At 55.4% G+C, this 20,251-nt stretch carries 20 protein-coding genes; 3 read left to right on the top strand and 17 right to left on the bottom strand.

What is annotated here, in order from left to right:
* Nucleotides 1-29 precede the first annotated feature (29 nt).
* A complete protein-coding gene (gene asd / locus AOY24_RS08565; RefSeq protein WP_042998458.1) occupies nt 30-1,136 on the bottom strand; it encodes an aspartate-semialdehyde dehydrogenase in 1,107 nt (368 codons plus the stop codon).
* A gap of 190 nt (nt 1,137-1,326) precedes the next feature.
* Between asd and yhgN the strand changes: the two genes are divergently transcribed.
* A complete protein-coding gene (gene yhgN / locus AOY24_RS08570) occupies nt 1,327-1,920 on the top strand; it encodes an NAAT family transporter YhgN (protein ID WP_042998459.1) in 594 nt (197 codons plus the stop codon).
* 37 nt (nt 1,921-1,957) lie between these two features.
* Here the strand turns inward: yhgN and gntU are convergent, their stop codons facing one another.
* The 5 genes from gntU to AOY24_RS08595 form a co-directional block, all read right to left on the bottom strand.
* The gene (gene gntU, locus AOY24_RS08575; RefSeq protein WP_044263856.1) at nt 1,958-3,298 is read right to left on the bottom strand and encodes a gluconate transporter; all 1,341 of its coding nucleotides are present in this window, start codon (nt 3,296-3,298) and stop codon (nt 1,958-1,960) included.
* 3 nt (nt 3,299-3,301) lie between these two features.
* On the bottom strand, nt 3,302-3,829 hold the full coding sequence (gene gntK / locus AOY24_RS08580; protein ID WP_042998461.1) for a gluconokinase: 528 nt from the start codon (nt 3,827-3,829) through the stop codon (nt 3,302-3,304).
* Nucleotides 3,830-3,968: 139 nt separating this feature from the next.
* Complete coding sequence (gene gntR / locus AOY24_RS08585) at nt 3,969-4,964, bottom strand: gluconate operon transcriptional repressor GntR (protein WP_042998462.1); 996 nt, start codon at nt 4,962-4,964, stop codon at nt 3,969-3,971.
* Nucleotides 4,965-5,054: 90 nt separating this feature from the next.
* A complete protein-coding gene (locus AOY24_RS08590) occupies nt 5,055-5,750 on the bottom strand; it encodes a pirin family protein (protein ID WP_044253806.1) in 696 nt (231 codons plus the stop codon).
* 123 nt (nt 5,751-5,873) lie between these two features.
* Nucleotides 5,874-6,911, bottom strand: coding sequence for an oxidoreductase (locus AOY24_RS08595; protein ID WP_054176482.1), 1,038 nt, complete (start codon nt 6,909-6,911; stop codon nt 5,874-5,876).
* Nucleotides 6,912-7,372: 461 nt separating this feature from the next.
* On the opposite strand from AOY24_RS08595, the gene yhhY reads away from it, so the two are divergent.
* Complete coding sequence (yhhY, locus tag AOY24_RS08600; RefSeq protein WP_042998463.1) at nt 7,373-7,861, top strand: N-acetyltransferase; 489 nt, start codon at nt 7,373-7,375, stop codon at nt 7,859-7,861.
* Between the two features lie 87 nt (nt 7,862-7,948).
* Here yhhY and ggt read toward each other — a convergent pair whose 3' ends face one another.
* Entirely contained in the window at nt 7,949-9,694 is a 1,746-nt protein-coding gene (gene ggt, locus AOY24_RS08605) for a gamma-glutamyltransferase (protein ID WP_054176483.1), read from the bottom strand.
* 119 nt (nt 9,695-9,813) lie between these two features.
* Between ggt and AOY24_RS08610 the strand changes: the two genes are divergently transcribed.
* Nucleotides 9,814-10,191: a DUF2756 family protein gene (locus tag AOY24_RS08610; protein ID WP_042998465.1), complete on the top strand. Its 378-nt coding sequence runs from the start codon at nt 9,814-9,816 to the stop codon at nt 10,189-10,191.
* Here the strand turns inward: AOY24_RS08610 and ugpQ are convergent.
* The 10 genes from ugpQ to livK form a co-directional block, all read right to left on the bottom strand.
* A complete protein-coding gene (ugpQ, locus tag AOY24_RS08615) occupies nt 10,175-10,921 on the bottom strand; it encodes a glycerophosphodiester phosphodiesterase (protein ID WP_044263865.1) in 747 nt (248 codons plus the stop codon). The genes AOY24_RS08610 and ugpQ overlap by 17 nt on opposite strands.
* On the bottom strand, nt 10,918-11,988 hold the full coding sequence (locus tag AOY24_RS08620) for a sn-glycerol-3-phosphate import ATP-binding protein UgpC (RefSeq protein WP_042998467.1): 1,071 nt from the start codon (nt 11,986-11,988) through the stop codon (nt 10,918-10,920). Before AOY24_RS08620 ends, ugpQ begins: the two co-directional genes overlap by 4 nt.
* A gap of 1 nt (nt 11,989) precedes the next feature.
* Nucleotides 11,990-12,835 carry a sn-glycerol-3-phosphate ABC transporter permease UgpE gene (gene ugpE, locus AOY24_RS08625; protein WP_054176484.1) on the bottom strand — a complete coding sequence of 282 codons (846 nt, stop codon included), beginning with the start codon at nt 12,833-12,835 and terminating at the stop codon, nt 11,990-11,992.
* Entirely contained in the window at nt 12,832-13,719 is an 888-nt protein-coding gene (ugpA, locus tag AOY24_RS08630; protein WP_054176485.1) for a sn-glycerol-3-phosphate ABC transporter permease UgpA, read from the bottom strand. The genes ugpE and ugpA overlap by 4 nt, the downstream gene beginning before the upstream one ends.
* A gap of 107 nt (nt 13,720-13,826) precedes the next feature.
* On the bottom strand, nt 13,827-15,143 hold the full coding sequence (gene ugpB, locus AOY24_RS08635; RefSeq protein WP_044327556.1) for a sn-glycerol-3-phosphate ABC transporter substrate-binding protein UgpB: 1,317 nt from the start codon (nt 15,141-15,143) through the stop codon (nt 13,827-13,829).
* Between the two features lie 266 nt (nt 15,144-15,409).
* A complete protein-coding gene (gene livF, locus AOY24_RS08640; RefSeq protein WP_044253570.1) occupies nt 15,410-16,123 on the bottom strand; it encodes a high-affinity branched-chain amino acid ABC transporter ATP-binding protein LivF in 714 nt (237 codons plus the stop codon).
* Between the two features lies 1 nt (nt 16,124).
* Nucleotides 16,125-16,892 (bottom strand): high-affinity branched-chain amino acid ABC transporter ATP-binding protein LivG, encoded by a 768-nt coding sequence (gene livG / locus AOY24_RS08645; RefSeq protein ID WP_042998472.1) that lies wholly within the window; start codon nt 16,890-16,892, stop codon nt 16,125-16,127.
* Nucleotides 16,889-18,166 (bottom strand): branched chain amino acid ABC transporter permease LivM, encoded by a 1,278-nt coding sequence (livM, locus tag AOY24_RS08650; RefSeq protein ID WP_042998473.1) that lies wholly within the window; start codon nt 18,164-18,166, stop codon nt 16,889-16,891. Before livM ends, livG begins: the two co-directional genes overlap by 4 nt.
* Nucleotides 18,163-19,089 carry a high-affinity branched-chain amino acid ABC transporter permease LivH gene (livH, locus tag AOY24_RS08655; RefSeq protein ID WP_042323006.1) on the bottom strand — a complete coding sequence of 309 codons (927 nt, stop codon included), beginning with the start codon at nt 19,087-19,089 and terminating at the stop codon, nt 18,163-18,165. Before livH ends, livM begins: the two co-directional genes overlap by 4 nt.
* Nucleotides 19,090-19,135: 46 nt before the next feature.
* Complete coding sequence (gene livK, locus AOY24_RS08660) at nt 19,136-20,245, bottom strand: high-affinity branched-chain amino acid ABC transporter substrate-binding protein LivK (RefSeq protein ID WP_054176486.1); 1,110 nt, start codon at nt 20,243-20,245, stop codon at nt 19,136-19,138.
* Nucleotides 20,246-20,251 lie beyond the last annotated feature (6 nt).

Here is a 20,251-nt window from a genome sequence, read left to right on the forward strand (position 1 = left end):
GACTCAGCACCCCTTGTAAACCAACGCGATTACGCCAGATGGCGCAACATACGTCGCAACGGCTCTGCAGCCCCCCAGAGCAACTGGTCGCCTACCGTAAAGGCTGACAGGAACTCCGGTCCCATGTTCAGCTTACGCAGACGGCCAACTGGCGTGGTCAACGTGCCGGTAACGGCCGCTGGGGTTAACTCACGCATGGTGATATCCCGATCGTTTGGCACCACTTTCGCCCACGGATTGTGAGCCGCCAGCAGTTCTTCCACGGTCGGAATGGAAACGTCTTTTTTCAGTTTGATAGTGAACGCCTGGCTGTGGCAACGCAGCGCGCCAACGCGCACGCACAGGCCATCGACCGGAATGACGGATGAGGTATCAAGGATTTTGTTAGTTTCCGCCTGGCCTTTCCACTCTTCGCGACTCTGGCCGTTATCAAGCTGTTTGTCGATCCACGGAATCAGGCTACCTGCCAGCGGGACGCCAAAGTTATCTACCGGCAGTTCGCCGCTACGAGTCAGTTGGGTAACTTTGCGTTCGATATCGAGAATAGCGGAGGAAGGCGTTGCCAGTTCATCAGCGACGTAGTTATGCAACTGGCCCATCTGGTTGAGCAATTCGCGCATATGACGCGCGCCGCCGCCGGAGGCCGCCTGGTAGGTCGCGACCGACACCCAGTCCACCAGGTCATGGGCAAACAGACCGCCGAGCGACATCAGCATCAGGCTAACGGTACAGTTACCGCCGACGAAGGTTTTAATCCCGTTGTTCAGGCCCCGGGTGATGACATCCTGGTTAACCGGGTCAAGGATAATGATAGCGTCATCTTTCATGCGCAGCGAAGAGGCCGCGTCAATCCAGTAACCCTGCCATCCGCTTTCACGAAGCTTTGGATAGATTTCGTTGGTATAATCGCCGCCCTGACAGGTCACAATGATATCGAGCGCTTTCAGCGCGTCCAGATCGAAAGCGTCCTGAAGTGTGCCGGTCGAGGTACCGCCGAACGTCGGCGCGGCCTGCCCAAGCTGGGAAGTTGAAAAGAAAACAGGGCGAATGGCGTCGAAGTCGCGCTCTTCAACCATGCGTTGCATGAGAACAGAGCCGACCATACCGCGCCAGCCGATAAAACCAACATTTTTCATAGCGTTTTTTCCTGCAAAGATGTGTGCTGTGTATGCTGACCAGTGTCCTACTGGCTCATCCTTCACCATACAAAAAGCAGCCAAAGTCGCAAGTGAATTTAATCAATGATAGCGATGCCATCAGAAATGCGACTTATCCCGCTGCTTAAGCGAGCAGAAAGTCCGAGGCAATTATCAGGGAATTTGAGTTATGAATGAAATCATTTCTGCAGCCGTTTTATTGATCCTGATTATGGATCCGCTCGGTAATTTGCCCATTTTCATGTCCGTACTGAAACATACCGAACCGAAGCGGCGTCGGGCAATCATGGTGCGCGAGCTGTTCATTGCGCTGTTACTGATGCTGATTTTCCTTTTCGCGGGCGAGAAAATTCTCGCATTCCTGAATTTGCGAGCCGAAACGGTTTCAATATCCGGGGGCATTATTCTGTTCCTGATTGCCATCAAGATGATCTTCCCCAGTGCCACCGGAAACAGCGCAGGCCTTCCGGCAGGCGAAGAGCCCTTTATTGTCCCGCTGGCGATCCCGTTAGTTGCCGGCCCAACGATTCTGGCCACGTTGATGTTGTTATCGCATCAGTATCCTAATCAAATGGGGCATCTGGTGATTGCCTTGCTGCTGGCCTGGGGCGGTACGTTTGTGATTCTACTGCAGTCGTCGCTGTTTCTGCGTCTGCTGGGTGAGAAAGGGGTAAATGCGCTGGAACGCCTGATGGGATTGATTCTGGTGATGATGGCGACCCAGATGTTCCTGGACGGCATCCGGATGTGGATGAAGGGATAAAACAATAGGGCCGGGCGATTGCCCGGCCTACCTTTTTTCAACTGAGCAGTGAAAACGCCACCATACCCACCATCGCACCCACGGTGCCGAGGATGGTTTCCATCATTGTCCAGGTCTTCAGCGTTTGTGCTTCTGTCGCACCGGTGAATTTCCCGAACAGCCAGAAACCGGCATCGTTCACGTGGCTGACGACGATCGACCCCCCCGCGATACAGATAGACAGTGCCGCCATCTGCGCCCCGGAGAAATTCAGTTGTTCAATTACTGGCATCACCAGTCCCACAGCCGTTAAGCAGGCTACGGTCGCGGAGCCCTGAATGATACGCACCGCTGCCGCCAGCACGAAGCAGGTAATGGCAATCGGCAAGCCCATCCCGGTCAGCGCTTCACCCAGCGCCGGCCCCACGCCAGAATCCACCAGCACCTGCTTGAAGACACCGCCAGCACCAATCACCAACAGGATGATACCCGCCGGTTGCAGCGCGTGACCGCAAATCTCCATGACCTTATCTTTCGGCATCCCCTGACGCATCGCCAGGCCGTAAATCGCCACCAGACAAGCCACCAGAATCGCGGTGAACGGGTGACCGACAAATTCAAACCACTGGTAAGCCGTAGAACCGACCGGCACAAAACGTGCGGCGATGGTTTTCAGTCCCACCAGCACCAGCGGCAACAGGATCAGCGACAGACTGAAGCCAAAGGACGGCATTTTGCCCTCGCCCAGATGCGGTTCGGTAATATCGTCTGGAATATTCAGCTCAACGTAGCGGCTGATAAAGTTGCCCCACAGCGGCCCTGCGATAATCATCCCTGGAATGGCGGCACACAGACCAATCAGAATCATCCAGCCAAAGTCGGCGTGCATCTGAGAAGCGAGCAGCATCGGCGCAGGTCCCGGCAGCAGAAATGCGGCGGCCGCCGCCACGCCCGCAAACAGCGGGATCACCAGCTTCACCAGGTTTGTACCGGTATGACGCGCCATCGAGAACGCGACGCTTATCAGCAGAACAATGGCCACTTCAAAGAACAGCGGCAGCGCGCAAATCAGTCCCGCCAGCCCAATCGCATAATGCGCGCGACTGTGGCCGAAGGATTTCAGCATTTTGACCGCAATCTGATCGACTGCGCCCGTTTCATGCAAAATCTTGCCAAACATAGCCCCCAGAGCGACCACAATCGCCAGGAAGCCCAGCGTACCTCCCATCCCTTTTTCCATTGTCGCCGCGATTTTATCGAGCGGCATACCGGAAAAGAGACCTGCACCAATAGACACCACCATCAAAGCAACGAAGGCGTGCATACGCGCCTTCATCACTAAAAACAACAGCAGCAGAACGGAGCCTACTGCTGTTAAAACAAGCGTTAATGTACTCAAAACTTACTGCCTTTTATTAATGACCTCGATGGTGCTGGCAACAACACCTTCCAGTGGCTGATCGATATCCACCACCAGTACGTCGCTTTCGTCTGCACCCGGTTCTTGCAGGGTTTCAAACTGCGTCACCAGCATCTGGGTTTTGAAGAAATGGCCTTTACGCGCCTTCAGACGGCTTTCGATCACGTCGAAATCGCCTTTCAGGTAGATGAAAGAAAGGTTCGGGTTACCGTCACGCAGCAGATCACGGTAATGTTTTTTCAGTGCGGAACAGACGATCAGCGAAACCTTATTGGTACGCTGCATCGCAAACGCGGCGTCATTCAGCGCCTGCAACCACGGCTTACGGTCGTCATCGTTGAGCGGCTCACCGGAGGCCATTTTCTCAATGTTGCGACGCGGATGGAGAAAATCGCCATCAAGAAACGCGGCATGCAGTTGATGCGCCACTTCGCTGGCGACAGCGGATTTACCGCTGCCCGATACGCCCATCAGAACGTAAATGTGGTGATCATGATTAGTCGTGCTCAAAGTGGTGCCCCCACAGTACAAGGATCAGGAATTGTTACGGGTAACTGTTATCGGTAACATTGTCCAACCTGACTAAAACAGAAGCAATATCCAAACGTGCGAGAAGTGAATAAGTGTGAGCTACTTCAAATTTGTCGGGTTAAATAGATCCACCCGGTGACAAGGTGAAACCTAAATCTAACATTTTTGGCGTGACGCTCTCCCCACGAATACGCGCCAGCAGACGCTCTGCGCCAATGCTGCCCATACGCTCACGCGGCGTCAGCACGCTGGCCAGACGCGGTTCCATCACCTGACCGATATCATGGCCGTGAAAACCAGCGATCGCCATGTCATCCGGGATCCTCAACCCTAAACGCTGGCATTCAAAGGCCGCGCCCACCGCCAGGTCATCGTTAGTGCAGAAAATACCGTCCAGTTGCGGGTATTCACGACGCGCCTGACGGATAAGCTCAATCCCCGAAGAGTAAGAAGAAGACTGCTCCACCATCACACTGTAGGGCAACAGACCGGCATCCAGCATTGCCTGTTCGTAACCCTTCTGTTTGATGATAGTACGTTCGTCAAGACGTGCCCCCAGATAGGCGATATGACGATGCCCGCGTGCAATAATCGCGGCGGTCATTTGACGCGCGGCTTCAAAGTTGTCAAAACCGACGGCGATATCGAGGCAGGGCGACTGACTGTCCATCAGTTCAACCACCGGAATCCCCGCCACTTCGATCATTTTCAACGTGCGCGGCGTGTGGGTACGTTCAGTCAGGATCAGACCATCGATGTTCCAGGAGAGCATCGACTCCAGACGCTCCTGTTCCATCTCCGGCTTATAACCGTAGTGCGCCAGCATGGTTTGATAACCATGCGCATCCGTCACGGTCTCAATACCGCGTAAAACTTCGGCAAAAACCTGGTTGGTTAACGACGGCAGCAGTACGCCAATGGCCCGACTAGTGGCGTTGGAGAGGATATCAGGTGCGCGATTGGGAATATAACCCAGTTCATCAAGTGCAGCAGCGATCTTGCCCCGCAATGCAACGGAGACTTGCTCCGGATTACGCAAAAAACGGCTGACCGTCATTTTGGTCACACCAACACGGTCAGCTACATCCTGAAGTACGGGTCTTTTCTTCTTCATCGTCCTGAGAAATCGTAAGTGAGAGATTTGCTCAGTTTATCACGGACAAAGCACAACCTTCCCCGTTTAAAGGGAAGGTTGCGTAATTATTTATACAGGCGGCAGATCAAACAGCAGGATTTCACTATCGCTGTCAGCATGAATTGACAGCGCCTGCTCATCCCAAATCGCCAGACCGTCGCTGGTGGTGGCTTTCGTGCCGTTAATGCTCACCTCGCCTTTTACCACCTGGATCCAGACGCGACGTTCAGCAGCAATCTGGTGTACTGACTGCTCACCTTTCACCAGCGCCCAGCGATACAGTTCCATATCCTGGTACACTTTCAACGAGCCGTCGCGAGCGTCCGGTGACAACACCAGTTGTTTACCCTGTGCGGCGTCGAAGCGGCGCTGCTCGTAACGCGGCGTGATGCCGGTTTTTTCCGGAATGATCCAGATCTGATACAGACGCAGACGATCCGTTTTGCTCGGGTTGTACTCAGAGTGCCGGATCCCGGTCCCCGCGCTCATAATCTGGAATTCACCTGCCGGCACCTGCTCTTTATTGCCCATGCTGTCCTGGTGTTCTACTGCGCCTTCCAGCACGTAGGTCAGAATTTCCATGTCTTTATGCGGGTGGGTACCGAAACCCTGACCGGCGTCAATCACGTCGTCGTTAATCACGCGCAGTGCCGAGAAGCCCATAAAGTTGGGATCGTAGTAGTCAGCAAAAGAGAAGGTATGCCAGGAATCCAGCCAGCCATGATTCGCGTGGCCACGGTCGTTTGCTTTGCGTAAGTAGATCATTGTGTTCACCCCCAGATGTTTTCGATGGAGTAAGTGTGGACCGAATCCATCATCAATCATAGAGGGTGAAAATTGACTCCTCTGTTCAAAAATTATGAACAAGTACAGAGGAGTCAGTCTGGCTTATCGGGCAAGGGTAATCGTGGCCGGTGAAGCCTGTTCGAATGCCCGTTCGAGGAGTTCAAGGTTGGTCAGAACGTCAGATTCCTTGACGTAATTTGGCGCGCCTGTGGTGAGAGTGTCATACAGCACATCATAGACACGCCCGTAGTCGCCCGTTTCCGGTTTGATCTCTTCTTTCACCGTCACCCCTTCGTCGTTAACGTACTCCAGCACGCCAACGGAATCGTCTGCCGCAAAGCCTGGCTCACCCGGCATGATGTTGGCCTTCAGGCTGGTTTCCTGCTGGTCAATACCGTATTTGATAAACGACCCCTTGGTGCCATGCACGATAAACTTCGGATAGTCGATTTTCACCAGATGGCTGGTTTTGACGATGGCCTTTAAATCGCCGTAAAACAGTTGCGCTTCAAAGGTGTCGTCCGGATTGGCCTTATTGCGCAGGCTGCGGATATCGTACGCCACGTGGTCCGGACGACCGAACAGCGAGATAACCTGATCCATCGTGTGTACGCCCAGGCCATAAAACGCGCCATCCTGCGGTAAACCTGGTTGGGTCTCCGCGACCGGGCGGTAGTAATCAAAGTGGCTTTCCAGTTCCACAATCTTACCCAGCTTACCGCTTTCAATCGCCTTTTTGGCGGTCAGGAAACAGGAGTCAAAGCGACGGTTTTGATACGGCGTCACCGTCAACCCTTTGCTCTGCGCCAGTTCAAACAGCACCTTCGCTTCAATCATTGTCGGGGTGAAGGGTTTCTCAACCAGCACGTTCTTCCCGGCCTCCAGCGCCCGTTTCGCGTAGTCAAAGTGGCTGTCGGCGTGGGTACAGATGATAACCAGCTTGACCTGCGGATCATCGAAAATTTCATTGAGATCGCTGGTGAAGTGGATGTGTGAGTAAATCGGCGCCTGCTCTTCCGGCTTCGCACGACGGCGAAAGATATGGGCCACATGCCAGGTATCTTTACGGTGAAGGACATACGGGAGATGGTAGCGAGTCGCACTCTTGCCGAACCCGATAAATGCGCAATGTAACGTCATGGTGGCGTCCTTTTTGGAAAAAATGATGCATACACCATAGCGCAAAGCACAGAGAGACTAAATGCGGAACCTCTCCTGAGGACGCGCTGGCGCACCTGGAAACGGATTGCTCGCGCCTCGGGCGTGAGTGGCGCAGGCAGATTATTCACGGCCTGCGCACAGCAGCCGGAGCGTACTTAATGTACGTGAGGAGCTCGGGCACTTCCCCGGGACAAAATAACAAGTCAGCCTGGCTGAAAAAAAACCAAAAAAAAGCCAGCACCCGGCTGGCTAAAATAATACTGGAAGCAATGTGAGCAATGTCGTGCTTTCAGGTTCTCCGCAAGGGTCTTCCTGAACGCAGAGCAATAATAATCATTCTCATTCGCAGTTGTCCAGCGATTTCTTCAAAAAAATGCAGTTGACGACATTTTTAATCTCAGCGACTGTAAAGACTCAATGAACCCTGAAGGAGATCGGGAATGAGTGAGATAGTGATACGCCACGCTGAAACCAAAGATTACGACGCGATTCGTCAGATCCATGCCCAGCCGGAGGTGTATCACAACACGCTACAGGTTCCTCATCCATCCAGTGAGATGTGGCAGGCGCGACTCGCCGAACAGCCCGGCATCAAACAACTTGTGGCCTGCATTGACGATCGCGTGGTTGGACATTTGTGCATTGCCGTCGTTCAGCGTCCACGCAGGAGTCACGTCGCCGATTTCGGTATTTGTGTTGATGCGCAATGGCAAAACCGCGGTGTCGCCAGCGCATTAATGCGGACCATGATCGACATGTGCGACAACTGGCTGCGCGTTGAACGCATCGAATTAACGGTGTTTGTCGATAACGCCCCCGCCATAGCCGTGTATAAAAAATATGGTTTTGAAATTGAAGGCACCGGCAAGAAGTACGGCCTGCGTAACGGCGAGTACGTCGATGCCTATTTTATGGCGCGGATGAAGTGACAAATTGCCCGGTGGCGCTACGCTTACCGGGCCTACAGCTGCACAAACGTAGGCCGGGTAAGGCGAAGCCGCCACCCGGCAACAAAATCAATACCCCGCCGTTAAATCGTCCACAGTGCGTGGGTCTGATGCGCCATACAGCGCGCCGTCCGGACCTACCATAATGCTCTGTGTGCTACCCATCGCTTCTTTCAGCGCAACCTTCTGCCCTTTTTGCTCAAGTAGTTTGAGGGTATCCGGACTAAAGCCTTTCTCCACACGCAGCTCATCCGGCAGCCACTGATGATGGAAACGCGGCGCGTTGGTCGCTTCCGCCACATTCATCCCGAAATCGATGCTGTTGACCACCATTTGCAGCACAGTCGTGATAATCCGGCTCCCACCCGGACTGCCCGTAACCAGCCAGGTTTTACCGTCTTTCACCACGATGGTGGGCGACATTGACGACAGCGGACGTTTCTTCGGCCCAACGGCGTTGGCATCGCCTCCCACCAGACCATAGACATTTGGCACGCCCGGCTTAGCTGAGAAGTCATCCATCTCGTTATTCAGCAGAATGCCGGTATTCCCCGCCACAATGCCGGTCCCGAAGGTGGTGTTGAGGGTATAAGTGACCGCCACGGCGTTACCGTCTTTATCCACCACCGAGAAGTGAGTGGTCTGGTTACTCTCGTAGGGCGCCAGTTTGCCAGGACGAATTTCGCTGGAGGGTTTCGCCTTGTTGATATCGATCCGTTCGGCAATCGATTTGGCGTAATCTTTGTTGGTCAGCGCCTGCCACGGCACCTTCACAAAATCCGGGTCGCCCAGGTATTCCGAACGATCGGCGTAGGCCTGTTTCTCCGCTTCCGCCATCACCTGCATGGCGTCCGCACTGCCGAAGCCGTATTGCTTCATGTCGAAGTTTTCAAGGATATTCAGGATTTGCACGATGTGGATCCCGCCGGAGGACGGCGGTGGCATCGAGAAGACCTGATATCCGCGATAGTCACCGCTAATTGGCGTGCGCTCTACCGCTTTATAGCCCGCCAAATCCTCTTTGGTCATCAGCCCGCCATTTTTCTGCATCTCCTGCGCAATCTGGTCGGCAATCTCCCCTTTATAAAAGGCATCCGGCCCCTTTTCCGCAATCAACTCCAGGCTTTTCGCCAAGTTTTTTTGTACCAGTTTGTCGCCCTTTTTCAGCGGCTCACCGTCCTTCCAGAAAATGGCTTTGCTGTTTTCGTGATTCGGAATGACTTCACTGCCGTAGGTTTTTAGATCGTCCGCCAGCGCATCGTTAACTACAAAACCCTCTTCCGCCAGTTTGATCGCCGGACGCACCACCTTGTTGAGCGGCAGGGTGCCATATTTTTCCAGCGCCAGAGAGAACCCGGCCACGGTGCCCGGCGTGCCGGACGCCAGATGGGAGGTCAGCGATTTTTTACTGTCCGGATTACCCTGGTCGTCAAGGAACATATCGCGCGTGGCGTTAGCGGGCGCCATTTCGCGAAAATCGATCGCCGTGGTCTTGCCGTCTTTAGTACGCAGCAACATAAAACCGCCGCCGCCCAGATTCCCGGCCTGCGGATGCGTTACCGCCAGCGCATACCCTACGGCGACCGCAGCATCCACGGCGTTCCCGCCCTGTTTGAGAATATCCACCCCAACCTTCGTGGCCATGGCATCTACCGAGGCCACCATTCCCTGCCTGGCGCGAACGGGATGGAACACATCCTCTTCCACCCCATACGACACCGGAGGGGGTGGAGGGGGGGCGGCGAGCACACTGAAACAGCTTCCTGAGAGCAGAGCAGCAAGGGCTACCCGGCGTAAAAACGTCGGTTTCGTCATCGTTATTCTCCAAAGATGTGGGGTCAGCCCCCCACTAAGCCTGGTGCATAACTCTGAAATGATCCTCGTTTCGCCGGGAAAGGGGTAAACTTAAGAGAGACCTCAGTGGAGGAATGATGATGAAACGATACGTAATTTTGACAGCGCTACTGCCGTTTGCCTGTCTCGCACAGCCGATTAACACGCTGAACAATCCGAACCAGCCGGGCTATCAGATCCCCAGCCAGCAACGGATGCAGACGCAGATGCAGACGCAGCAGATCCAGCAGAAAGGAATGCTGAATCAGCAGTTAAAAACGCAGACGCAGCTTCAGCAGCAAAATCTGCAAACACAGATGAACAACAATCAGCAGCGGATCCAGCAGGGTCAGGTACGCGAGCAGCCGTTGCCCAATACCAACGGCGGCATGTTGAGCGGCGGTACGCGTCTGGAGAGCGGCCAGCAGCACATGCTACCGCCGCGGCAGAATGGCGATATGCTTAATCCGCAGCAGTAAAGTCCGGGCCAATCACGTCAATCGCATCCGTACAGATGCAGTCCACGCCCCAGCGTAGCAGTTCAGCCGCACGCTGGGGTTTGTTGACGGTGTAGACCAGAATATGTAATCCCGCCGCTTTAAGCTGTCTGACCCGCGCTTCATCCAGTAGCTTGTGATTCAGGTGAATCGACACGCACGCCAGGCGAGTGGTCAGTTCGCGCCAGTCATCACGCCACTCGTCAAGTAACAACCCTCGCGGCAGCTCTGGTACGGCGGCCTGCGCCGCTTCCAGCGCATCAATTTCAAATGACGACAGCAGCGGCGCAGTCATCCCCTGCCACAGCTCACGCGCGGCGAGAGCAATCACTTTCCCCGTCAGCGGTCCGGTTCCGGTAGTCGGTTTAATTTCGATATTGGCCATCAGGCCATGCTGGCGACAACGCGCGGCCACCTGCGAGAGCAACGGCAGCGGTTCGCCTTTAAACTCGCCGCTGTACCAGCCACCGGCATCCACCCGCAGCAAATCCTGCCAGTTGAGCTCTCCCGCCACGCCCCAGCCGTTGCTGGTGCGCTCAAGGTTATCGTCGTGCAGCAGGAAAATTTCCCCGTCCTTCGACAGCTTCGCGTCGAACTCGATCATAGTGTGCCCGTAATGCGCGCCGACGTCGATCGCCGCCAGCGTATTTTCCGGCGCCAGTTTACCGCCGCCGCGATGGGCGACGATGCGGGGATACGGCCAGTTACTCATACACGTTGTCCTGTTTCACCATCAAAAAGGTGCAAATGATTTTCCGGCAGATGCAGCCACAGCGTGCTGCCTGCCTTTGGGCGTTCCTGATGGGCCAGACGCACCACCAGTTTCTGATCGCCCCAGCGACCGTGCGCCAGATTATCGGCGCCCAACATCTCCAGCGTGTCCATCACCAGCGGCACACCGCCCTCCGCCTGGGAGCTTAGCGTAATATGTTCCGGGCGGATACCCAGCGTCATTTTTCGCCCGGCGTAGCCACGATAGTACCAATTGATGGGCAGCGCCATGCCGCTTTCCAGTTCGAAGTGCGTACCCGCATGGCTGATACGTCCTTCCAGCAGGTTCATCGCCGGGCTGCCGATAAAGCTCGCCACAAAGCGGCTGGCCGGTTTTTCATAGACCTCTACCGGCGTGCCAATCTGCTCGGCAATACCTTTGTTCATCACCATCACGCGCTGGGCGAGCGTCATGGCTTCGACCTGATCGTGGGTCACGTATAGCGAGGTAGTTTTCAGACGACGGTGCAGGTGCTGAAGCTCCAGACGCATCTGTACGCGCAGTTTGGCATCGAGGTTCGACAGCGGCTCATCAAACAGGAAAACCGCAGGGTCGCGCACAATGGCACGCCCCATCGCCACACGCTGGCGCTGACCGCCGGAGAGTTCGCGCGGACGACGTTTGAGCAGACCATCCAGTTCGAGAATACGCGCCGCTTCTTTCACCCGCTGTTCGATGTGTCCCTTGCCCATCCCACGGATTTTCAGCCCCCACGCCATGTTCTCTTCCACGCTCATGTGCGGGTAGAGCGCATAGTTCTGGAAGACCATCGCGATGCCCCTGTCTTTCGGCTCCATTTCAGTCACGCGCTGACGGTCAATCCAGATATCGCCGCTGGTGACGTGTTCCAGCCCGGCAACCATCCGCAGAAGCGTTGATTTCCCGCAGCCGGACGGGCCGACCATCACAATGAACTCACCGTCCGCCACGTCCAGCGTTAGCGGTTGAATCACCTGGGTTTTGCCATCCCAGCTTTTGGTTACTGCCTGTAATTTTAAACCTGCCATCTTATTTCTCACTATCGACCAGGCCGCGGACAAACGCGCGCTGCATGGCTAAAACAATGACTACGGGTGGGATAAGGGTGAGCAGCATTGCCGCCATCACCTGATTCCACAAAGTGGTGCCTTCGCCGGTGGCAATCATGCCTTTGATCCCCGCCACGGCAGTCCCCAGATTGACGTCGGTAATAATCAGCAACGGCCACAGATACTGGTTCCAGCCGTAGATAAAGGTGATGACGAACAGCGCCGCCAGATTGGTTTTCGACAACGGCAGCACGATGTCGCGGAAAAATCTCATCGGCGAAGCGCCATCAATGCGCGCCGCTTCGATCAGCTCATCCGGCAGGGTCATAAAGAACTGGCGGAACAGAAAAGTGGCGGTCGCCGATGCCATCAGCGGTAGCGTCAATCCTGCGTAACTGTCGAGCATATTCAAATTGGCAATCACTTCCACCGTCGGGAAAATACGCACTTCGACCGGCAGCATCAGGGTGATAAAAATCATCCAGAAGAACAGGTTACGCAGCGGAAAACGAAACCAGACGATAGCAAAGGCAGAAAGCATCGAGACCGCGATTTTCCCCACCGTAATGCCAAACGCCATGATGAAGCTGTTGAGCATCATCAGCCAGAACGGCGCGCTATTCACACCAACGCCGTTGGCCCAGATGTTTTTCATGTTTTCCAACAGATGCGTACCAGGGATAAGCGTCATCGGCGTTTCAAACACCGCGTTGTTGTCCAGCGTCGCCGCGACAAACGCGACGTACAGCGGGAACAAAATTACGGCAATCCCCAGAATCAGCATGGTGTGGCTGAATATTGTCAGCCCGCGACGGTTCTCAATCATTGGTAACGCACCTTACTTTCCACATAGCGGAACTGCACCACCGTCAGAATGATGACGAGGAACATCAGTACCACCGACTGCGCGGCGGACGCAGAGAGATCCAGACCGGCAAACCCTTCACGATAGATCTTATAAATCAGCGTCGTAGTAGCCTGAACCGGGCCGCCTGCGGTCGCGGCATCGATCACCGGGAACGTATCGAAGAAGGCGTAGACCAGATTGACCACCAGCAGGAAGAAACTCACCGGCGCGATCAGCGGTAACGCCAGCCTGAAAAAGCGACGAACAGGCCCTGCGCCATCGATCGCGGCGGCTTCAACCAGCGAACGTGGGATCGATTGCAACGCGGCAAAGAAGAAAAGGAAGTTGTAACTAATCTGCTTCCAGACGGAAGCAAAAACCACCAGGAACATCGCCTGCCCGCTGTTCTGTGCATGGTTCCAGTCATAACCAAACTGCTCAAGGAAGTGGGTAATTAGCCCACGTCCTGGGTTAAACAGGAAAATCCACAGCACGGCGGCTACCGCAGGCGCCACGGCATAGGGCAGTAGCATCAGCGTCTGATACAGATGACTGCCGCGCACGACGTAATCCACCAGCGCTGCGAAGAACAACGATACCAGCAGGCCGCTGAAGGTCACCAGCGCGCTGAATTTGATCGTCGTCCAGAAAGCGTCGAGATAGTAGCGGTCATGAAACAGCGTGACGAAATTATCCAGTCCCACGAACTGACTGGAAAGCCCAAACGGATCGACGCTTAGTAGCGAGTACCACAGCGCTTCGCCCGCAGGCCAGATAAAGAAAATAACGGTGATCGCCAACTGTGGCGCAACCAGCAAATAAGGCAGCCAACGCGAGCGAAACACCGGACGGGATGATGACATTGAGATTTGATTCCTGAACTGTGCCGGGTGACGGCTGCCGCCTTACCCGGCCTGCATGTAGTTCGTTTTAGGCCCGGATCGCTACGCGCCACCGGGCAAGTCACAGATTACGATTTGGTCGACTGCTCAAAGCGGCGCAGCAACTGATTACCACGTTCTACCGCAGAGTCCAGCGCCTGCTGTGGCGTTTTTTTGCCGGTCCACACGCTTTCCAGTTCTTCATCAACGATGGTGCGAATCTGCGGCATATTGCCCAATCGCAGCCCTTTGGTGAACGGCAACGGCGGTTTGTTCAGCATCTGACGGGTCGCAATGTCTGCCCCGGGATTCTTGTCATAGAAGCCCTGCTCACGAGTCAGGTCATAAGCCGCTTTGGTGATCGGCAGATAACCGGTTTTCTGATGCCATTCGGCCGCATTTTCCGGTTTTGCCAGGAAGTCGAGGAACTCGGCCACGCCTTTGTAGGTGTCGCTGTCTTTGCCCTGCATTACCCACAGGCTCGCGCCGCCGATGATGGCGTTCTGCGGTGCGCCTTTGGCGTCCGCATCGTAAGGCATCATGCCTACGCCATAGTTGAATTTGGCGTAATGACGGATATCCGCAAGCGAACCGGACGAGGCGGTGGTAATAGCGCAATCGCCGTTGTAAAACTTCTCGGTGGATTCGTCTTTACGTCCGAAGTAGCTGAAGTCGCCCTTCTTGTTCAGATCGGCAAGCAGCGCGATATGCTTCACCTGCTCCGGCTTGTTGAACTCCAGTACCGCATCGGTGCCGTCGAAGCCGTTGTTTTTGGTCGCCACCGGCAGGCCGTGCCAGGCGCTGAAGTTTTCAATCTGGATCCAGCCCTGCCAGCCGCTGGCGTAGCCGCACTTCATCCCCACCGCTTTCAGCTTCGCGGTGTACTCCGCCAGGTCCTGCCAGGTTTTTGGCGGCTGCTCCGGGTCTAAGCCCGCTTTTTTGAAGGCGTCTTTGTTGTAGTACAGCACCGGCGTGGAGCTGTTAAACGGCTGGGACAGCAGGTGGCCGGTTTTGGAATCGGTGTAGTAACCCGCTACGGTCGGCACGAATTGCGACTCGTCGAAGTTGATGCCCGCTTCTTTAAACACTTCATAGACCGGTTTGATGGCTTTGGAGGCCATCATGGTGGCGGTACCCACTTCATAAACCTGCAGCAGCGCCGGTGCATTTCCGGTACGGAACGCGGCGATACCGGCGCTCAGGCTCTGCTCGTAGTTACCTTTGTACACCGGCACAATCTTGTAATCCGGGTGGGTGTCGTTGAAACGTTGCGCCAGGGAGTCAACTTCTTTACCCAACTCCCCTTCCATGGAATGCCAGAATGGAATGGTGGTAACGGCCATTGCGTTTGTCGCAAAAGCCAGACCAACCGCCAGACCCAAAGCTGTGTGTCGTAACGATGTCATTGTCATCATCTCTCTTATTGTGCCGGATGCGCGAAATCACGCGTTTTATGCTCGCGAGGTAACATGACATGCGCGAATGACAGAAAGATAACCGTCAGATGACGAAGCGGTGACAGCCAGGCTTCAGGTGAATGACGTTTCAGTGGCAAGAAAACAAAAAAGCCGGGTGGCGGCTTCGCCTTACCCGGCCTGCATCAGGTGTAAATATCGAATGTCGTGTAGGCCGGATAAGACGCCATGCGCCGCCATCAGGCATCACAAACCGTTTAACCGCCTAAATACGCGCTGCGTACCGCTTCGTTTGCCAGCAATGCGTCGCCGGTGTCCTCGAGAACGACATGGCCGTTCTCCAGCACGTAGCCACGATCGGCCAGCTTCAACGCCTGATTAGCGTTCTGCTCAACGAGGAAGATGGTCATTCCCTGCTCGCGCAGTTGTTCGATAGTGTCGAAGATCTGCTGGATGATAATCGGTGCCAGCCCCAGAGATGGCTCATCAAGCAGCAGCAGGCGCGGTTCACTCATCAGCGCACGACCAATCGCCAGCATCTGCTGTTCACCGCCGGACATGGTGCCCGCACGCTGAATACGACGCTCATGCAGACGCGGGAACAATTCGTATACCCACTTGATGCGTGCCTGAAACTGATCGCGCTCGGCAAAAAAACCGCCCATCGCCAGATTCTCTTCCACCGTCATGCGGGAAAACACGCGACGCCCTTCCGGAACGATCGCCACCGCTTCACGCATGATTTTCGCCGTTTGCCAGTCGGTAATGTCTTTGTCATCAAACACAATCCGACCGCTGGTCGCACGCGGATCGCCGCACAGCGTGCCAAGCAGCGTGGTTTTTCCCGCGCCGTTGGCACCAATCAAGGTCACTATTTCTCCCTGATTGATGTGCAGGCTCACCTCGTGCAGCGCCTGAATTTTGCCGTAGTGGGCACTGACTTTGTCAAAGGACAACATGACTTTTTCCATCTTATGCCTCACCAAGGTATGCACGGATCACGTCCGGGTTATTTCGAATCTGTTCCGGCGTCCCGTTCGCCAGCGGCGTGCCCTGGTTCACCACGTAAATACGGTCGGAAATCCCCATTACCAGCTTCATATCGTGCTCAATCAGCAGAATGGTGGTGTTGTGATGGTTGCGCAGTTCGGCAATCAGCTCGTCCAGCTCTTTGGTCTCTTTCGGGTTAAGACCCGCAGCCGGTTCATCCAACATCAAAATTTCTGGCTGCGTCACCATACAGCGGGCGATCTCCAGACGGCGCTGGTCGCCATAAGCCAGGTTACTGGCCTGACGGTTCGCATGCTCCAGCAGCCCGATACGCTCAAGCCAGGTGGCCGCGCGATCCAGCGCTTCGCTCTGCGCCCGACGAAACGCCGGGGTTTTCAGTAGACCGGAAAACACGCCTGTTTTCAGTTGCTGATGCTGTGCCACCAGCAGGTTTTCAATCACCGTCATTTCGCGAAACAGACGCACGTGCTGGAAGGTTCGCACCACGCCCATCCGGGCAATTTGTTGCCCCGGCAGCCCTTCAAGGTGCTGATCGCGAAGCTTAATGGTGCCACCCGTCGGCTTATAAAAACCGGTCAGGCAGTTAAACACCGTGGTTTTACCGGCGCCGTTCGGCCCAATCAGCGACACAATTTCTTGCGGATGCAGCTCCAGTTCAACGTTGTTCACGGCCAGCAGACCGCCGAAGCGCATCATCAGACCGTTAACCGATAATAATGGCTGACTCATGCCTGCTCTCCTTTCGCTTCCCCGTTTTTCAGTTTCAACTGTGGACGGGTCATCGGCAGCAAGCCCTGCGGACGCCAGATCATCATCAGTACCATCAAACCACCCAGCATTAACATGCTGTATTCGTTGAAATCACGCATCAGTTCACGCGACACCACCAACAGAATGGCCGCGAGGATCACCGCAAACTGGGACCCCATCCCGCCGAGCACCACAATCGCCAGCACAAACGCCGATTCGGCAAAGGTGAACGATTCAGGGCTGACAAACCCCTGACGCGCCGCAAACAGCGTACCGGCGAAACCGGCAAACGCGGCGCTGATGGTAAAGGCGGTCAGCTTGATGCGCGTGGGGCTCAGACCCAGAGAGCGACAGGCGATCTCATCTTCACGCAGCGCTTCCCACGCTCGTCCCAGCGGCATGCGCAGCAGACGGTTAATCACAAACAGGCTCAGCACCACCAGCAGCAGCGCGACCAGATAGAGGAAAATCACGCGATCGGACGGATCGTATTTCACATTGAAGAAGTTGCTGAAGGTATCCCAGCCGCCTTCACGTGCGCTGCGGCTGAACTCGAGACCGAACAGCGTCGGTTTCGGGATCTGGCTGATGCCGTTCGGACCGCCGGTGATTTCAGTATTGTTGAGCAGCAGAATACGGACGATCTCACCAAATCCCAGGGTGACGATTGCCAGGTAGTCGCCACGCAGACGCAGCACCGGGAAGCCCAGCAGGAAACCCGCCGCCGCTGCGACCAGTCCCGCCAGCGGCAGGCAGGTCCAGAAGCCGAGACCGTAATAGTGGTTCAGCAGCGCAAAAGTGTACGCGCCAATTGCGTAGAAGCCGCCGTAGCCTAATACCAACAGGCCGGAAAGCCCGACGACAACGTTCAGCCCCAGGCCGAGAATGATATAAATCATGGTCAGCGTGGCGATATCCACCGTGCCGCGCGAGACCATAAACGGCCACGCCACGGCAATCACCAGCAGCGCAATCAGGAACAGCTTCTGCTTTACGGTTGAGCCATCAATCGCTGGCAAAATAAACTTCGGCCCGGAGACGCTTTTCAGGCTCTTCTGGAATACCGGACGCAGCATCTGGAAGAAAAAGACCACGGCAGTGCCGATAAACACCCACTGCCAGCGGATGTCGGCAGCGGTGTCCACCACCAGTTTGGTGCCATCCAGTTCCAGTTGAACGCCCATAAAGACGCCCGCTAGCACGAAGAACATCGCGGCAGAGAGCAGCGCCATCGCAAAATGCATCGGTTTCATACTTTCTCTACCTCCGGACGGCCCAGAATCCCGGTCGGCATCACCAGCAGTACCAGAATCAGCAGGGCGAACGACACCACGTCTTTGTATTCCGTACTCAGATAAGCAGAAGAAAGCGCTTCCGCGACGCCCAGAATCAAGCCGCCGATCATCGCGCCTGGAATGCTGCCGATCCCGCCAAGCACCGCTGCGGTAAAGGCTTTCATCCCGGCCATAAAGCCGATATAGGGGTTGATCACCCCGTAGAATTGCCCGAGCAGCACGCCGGCCACTGCCGCCATCGCTGCGCCAATCACAAAGGTCAACGCAATCACGCGGTCCGTGTTAATCCCGAGCAGGCTGGCCATTTTCAGGTCTTCCGCACAAGCACGGCAGGCACGTCCCATGCGGGAGTAACGGATAAAAATGGTCAGTGCCAGCATCGCCAGGAAGGTCACAATCCAGATGACCAGCTGCATGGTGGTGATCGAGGCGGAGAAGTTTTCGCTGGCCCCCACGACCCATTGCCCGTTAAACAGGCTGGGCAGCGCCACGTCACGTGAACCTTCCGTCAGGCTGACGTAGTTTTGCAGGAATATAGACATCCCAATCGCGGAGATCAGCGCAATCAGACGTTTGGAACTCCGGACGGGCCGATACGCCACCCGCTCAATGCTCCAGCCGTAGGCGCTGGCAATGATAATCGCCCCAATGAATCCGGCCGCCACCAGCAACCAACTGGTATCGATCCCCATCATCATGAGTGCCGCGATAATCATAAAAGAGACATAGCTACTGATCATGTATACCTCGCCGTGGGCGAAGTTGATCATGCCGATAATGCCGTACACCATGGTGTAACCGATGGCGATCAGCGCATAGGTGCTTCCCAGCGTGACGCCGTTAAACATCTGCTGCAAAAAGTACAGGAACTGCTCGGACATAAAAAAACCTTTCTATTTCCGCCCGCGTGAACGGGCGGTGGGATAATTATTTGGCTGCCGTGGATGACCCATCGGCGTGCCACTGGAAGACACCAAATTCAAATCCCTTTAGATCGCCTTTTTCATCCCATTTCAGCGGCCCAATGACGGTATCAGCACCGTTTGCTTTTAAATCTTTCACCAGATCCAGCGGCGCTTTGCTGCCAGAACGGTCCATTGCCGTTGCCAGTGACTGCACAGCAGCGTAGGTGATCCACACATACGGACCGGTCGGATCTTTTTTATCGGCTTTCAGCGCATCAACAATCGCTTTGTTGGCCGGATCCTGGTCATAGCGTTTTGGCATGGTGACCAGCATGCCTTCAGCTGCTTCACCGGCGATATTCGACAGCGATGCATTGCCCACGCCTTCCGGCCCCATGAACGTGGTTTTCAGCCCGACGGAGCGCGCCTGGCGCAGCATCTGCCCCATTTCCGGGTAGTAGCCGCCGTAGTACACAAAGTCGATGTTCTCTTTTTTCAGGCGCGCAAGCAGCGCGGAGAAATCTTTCTCGCCTGCGGTGATGCCATCAAAGAAGACGATATTGGCGTTTGCCGCTTTCAGCGCATCCTGAACAGAGCGCGCCAGGCCTTCACCGTACTGCTGTTTGTCGTGAATGATGGCGATGCGCTGCGGTTTTACGCTCTCAAGAATGTATTTTGCTGCGGTCGGTCCCTGAGAAGAGTCCAGTCCGGCGGTACGCATGATGTGCGCGTAGCCGCGCTGCGTCAGTTCCGGGTTGGTCGCACCAGGCGAGATCATCAGAATGCCTTCATCTTCGTAAATATCCGACGCAGGCTGAGTCGAAGAGGAGCAGAGGTGACCAATCACATACTGAATACCGTCGTTGACGATTTTGTTCGCCACCGCCACGGCCTGTTTTGGATCGCAGGCGTCGTCATATTCCACAGCGACCAGCTTGTCGCCGTTGATGCCGCCTTTGGCGTTGATGTCTTTGATGGCCTGACGCGCGCCGTTAAATTCCATGTCGCCCCACTGCGCCACTGGACCCGACATCGCGCCGACAACAGCAACTTTAATATCCTCTGCCATTGCCGCCTGTGACATCGCCAGTGCAATCACCCCTGCGATGACCGTTTTCGCATTCCGTTTCATTTACTG

This window comes from Citrobacter sp. CtB7.12 (assembly GCF_001297795.1).
Taxonomy (GTDB): Bacteria; Pseudomonadota; Gammaproteobacteria; order Enterobacterales; family Enterobacteriaceae; genus Citrobacter_A; species Citrobacter_A amalonaticus.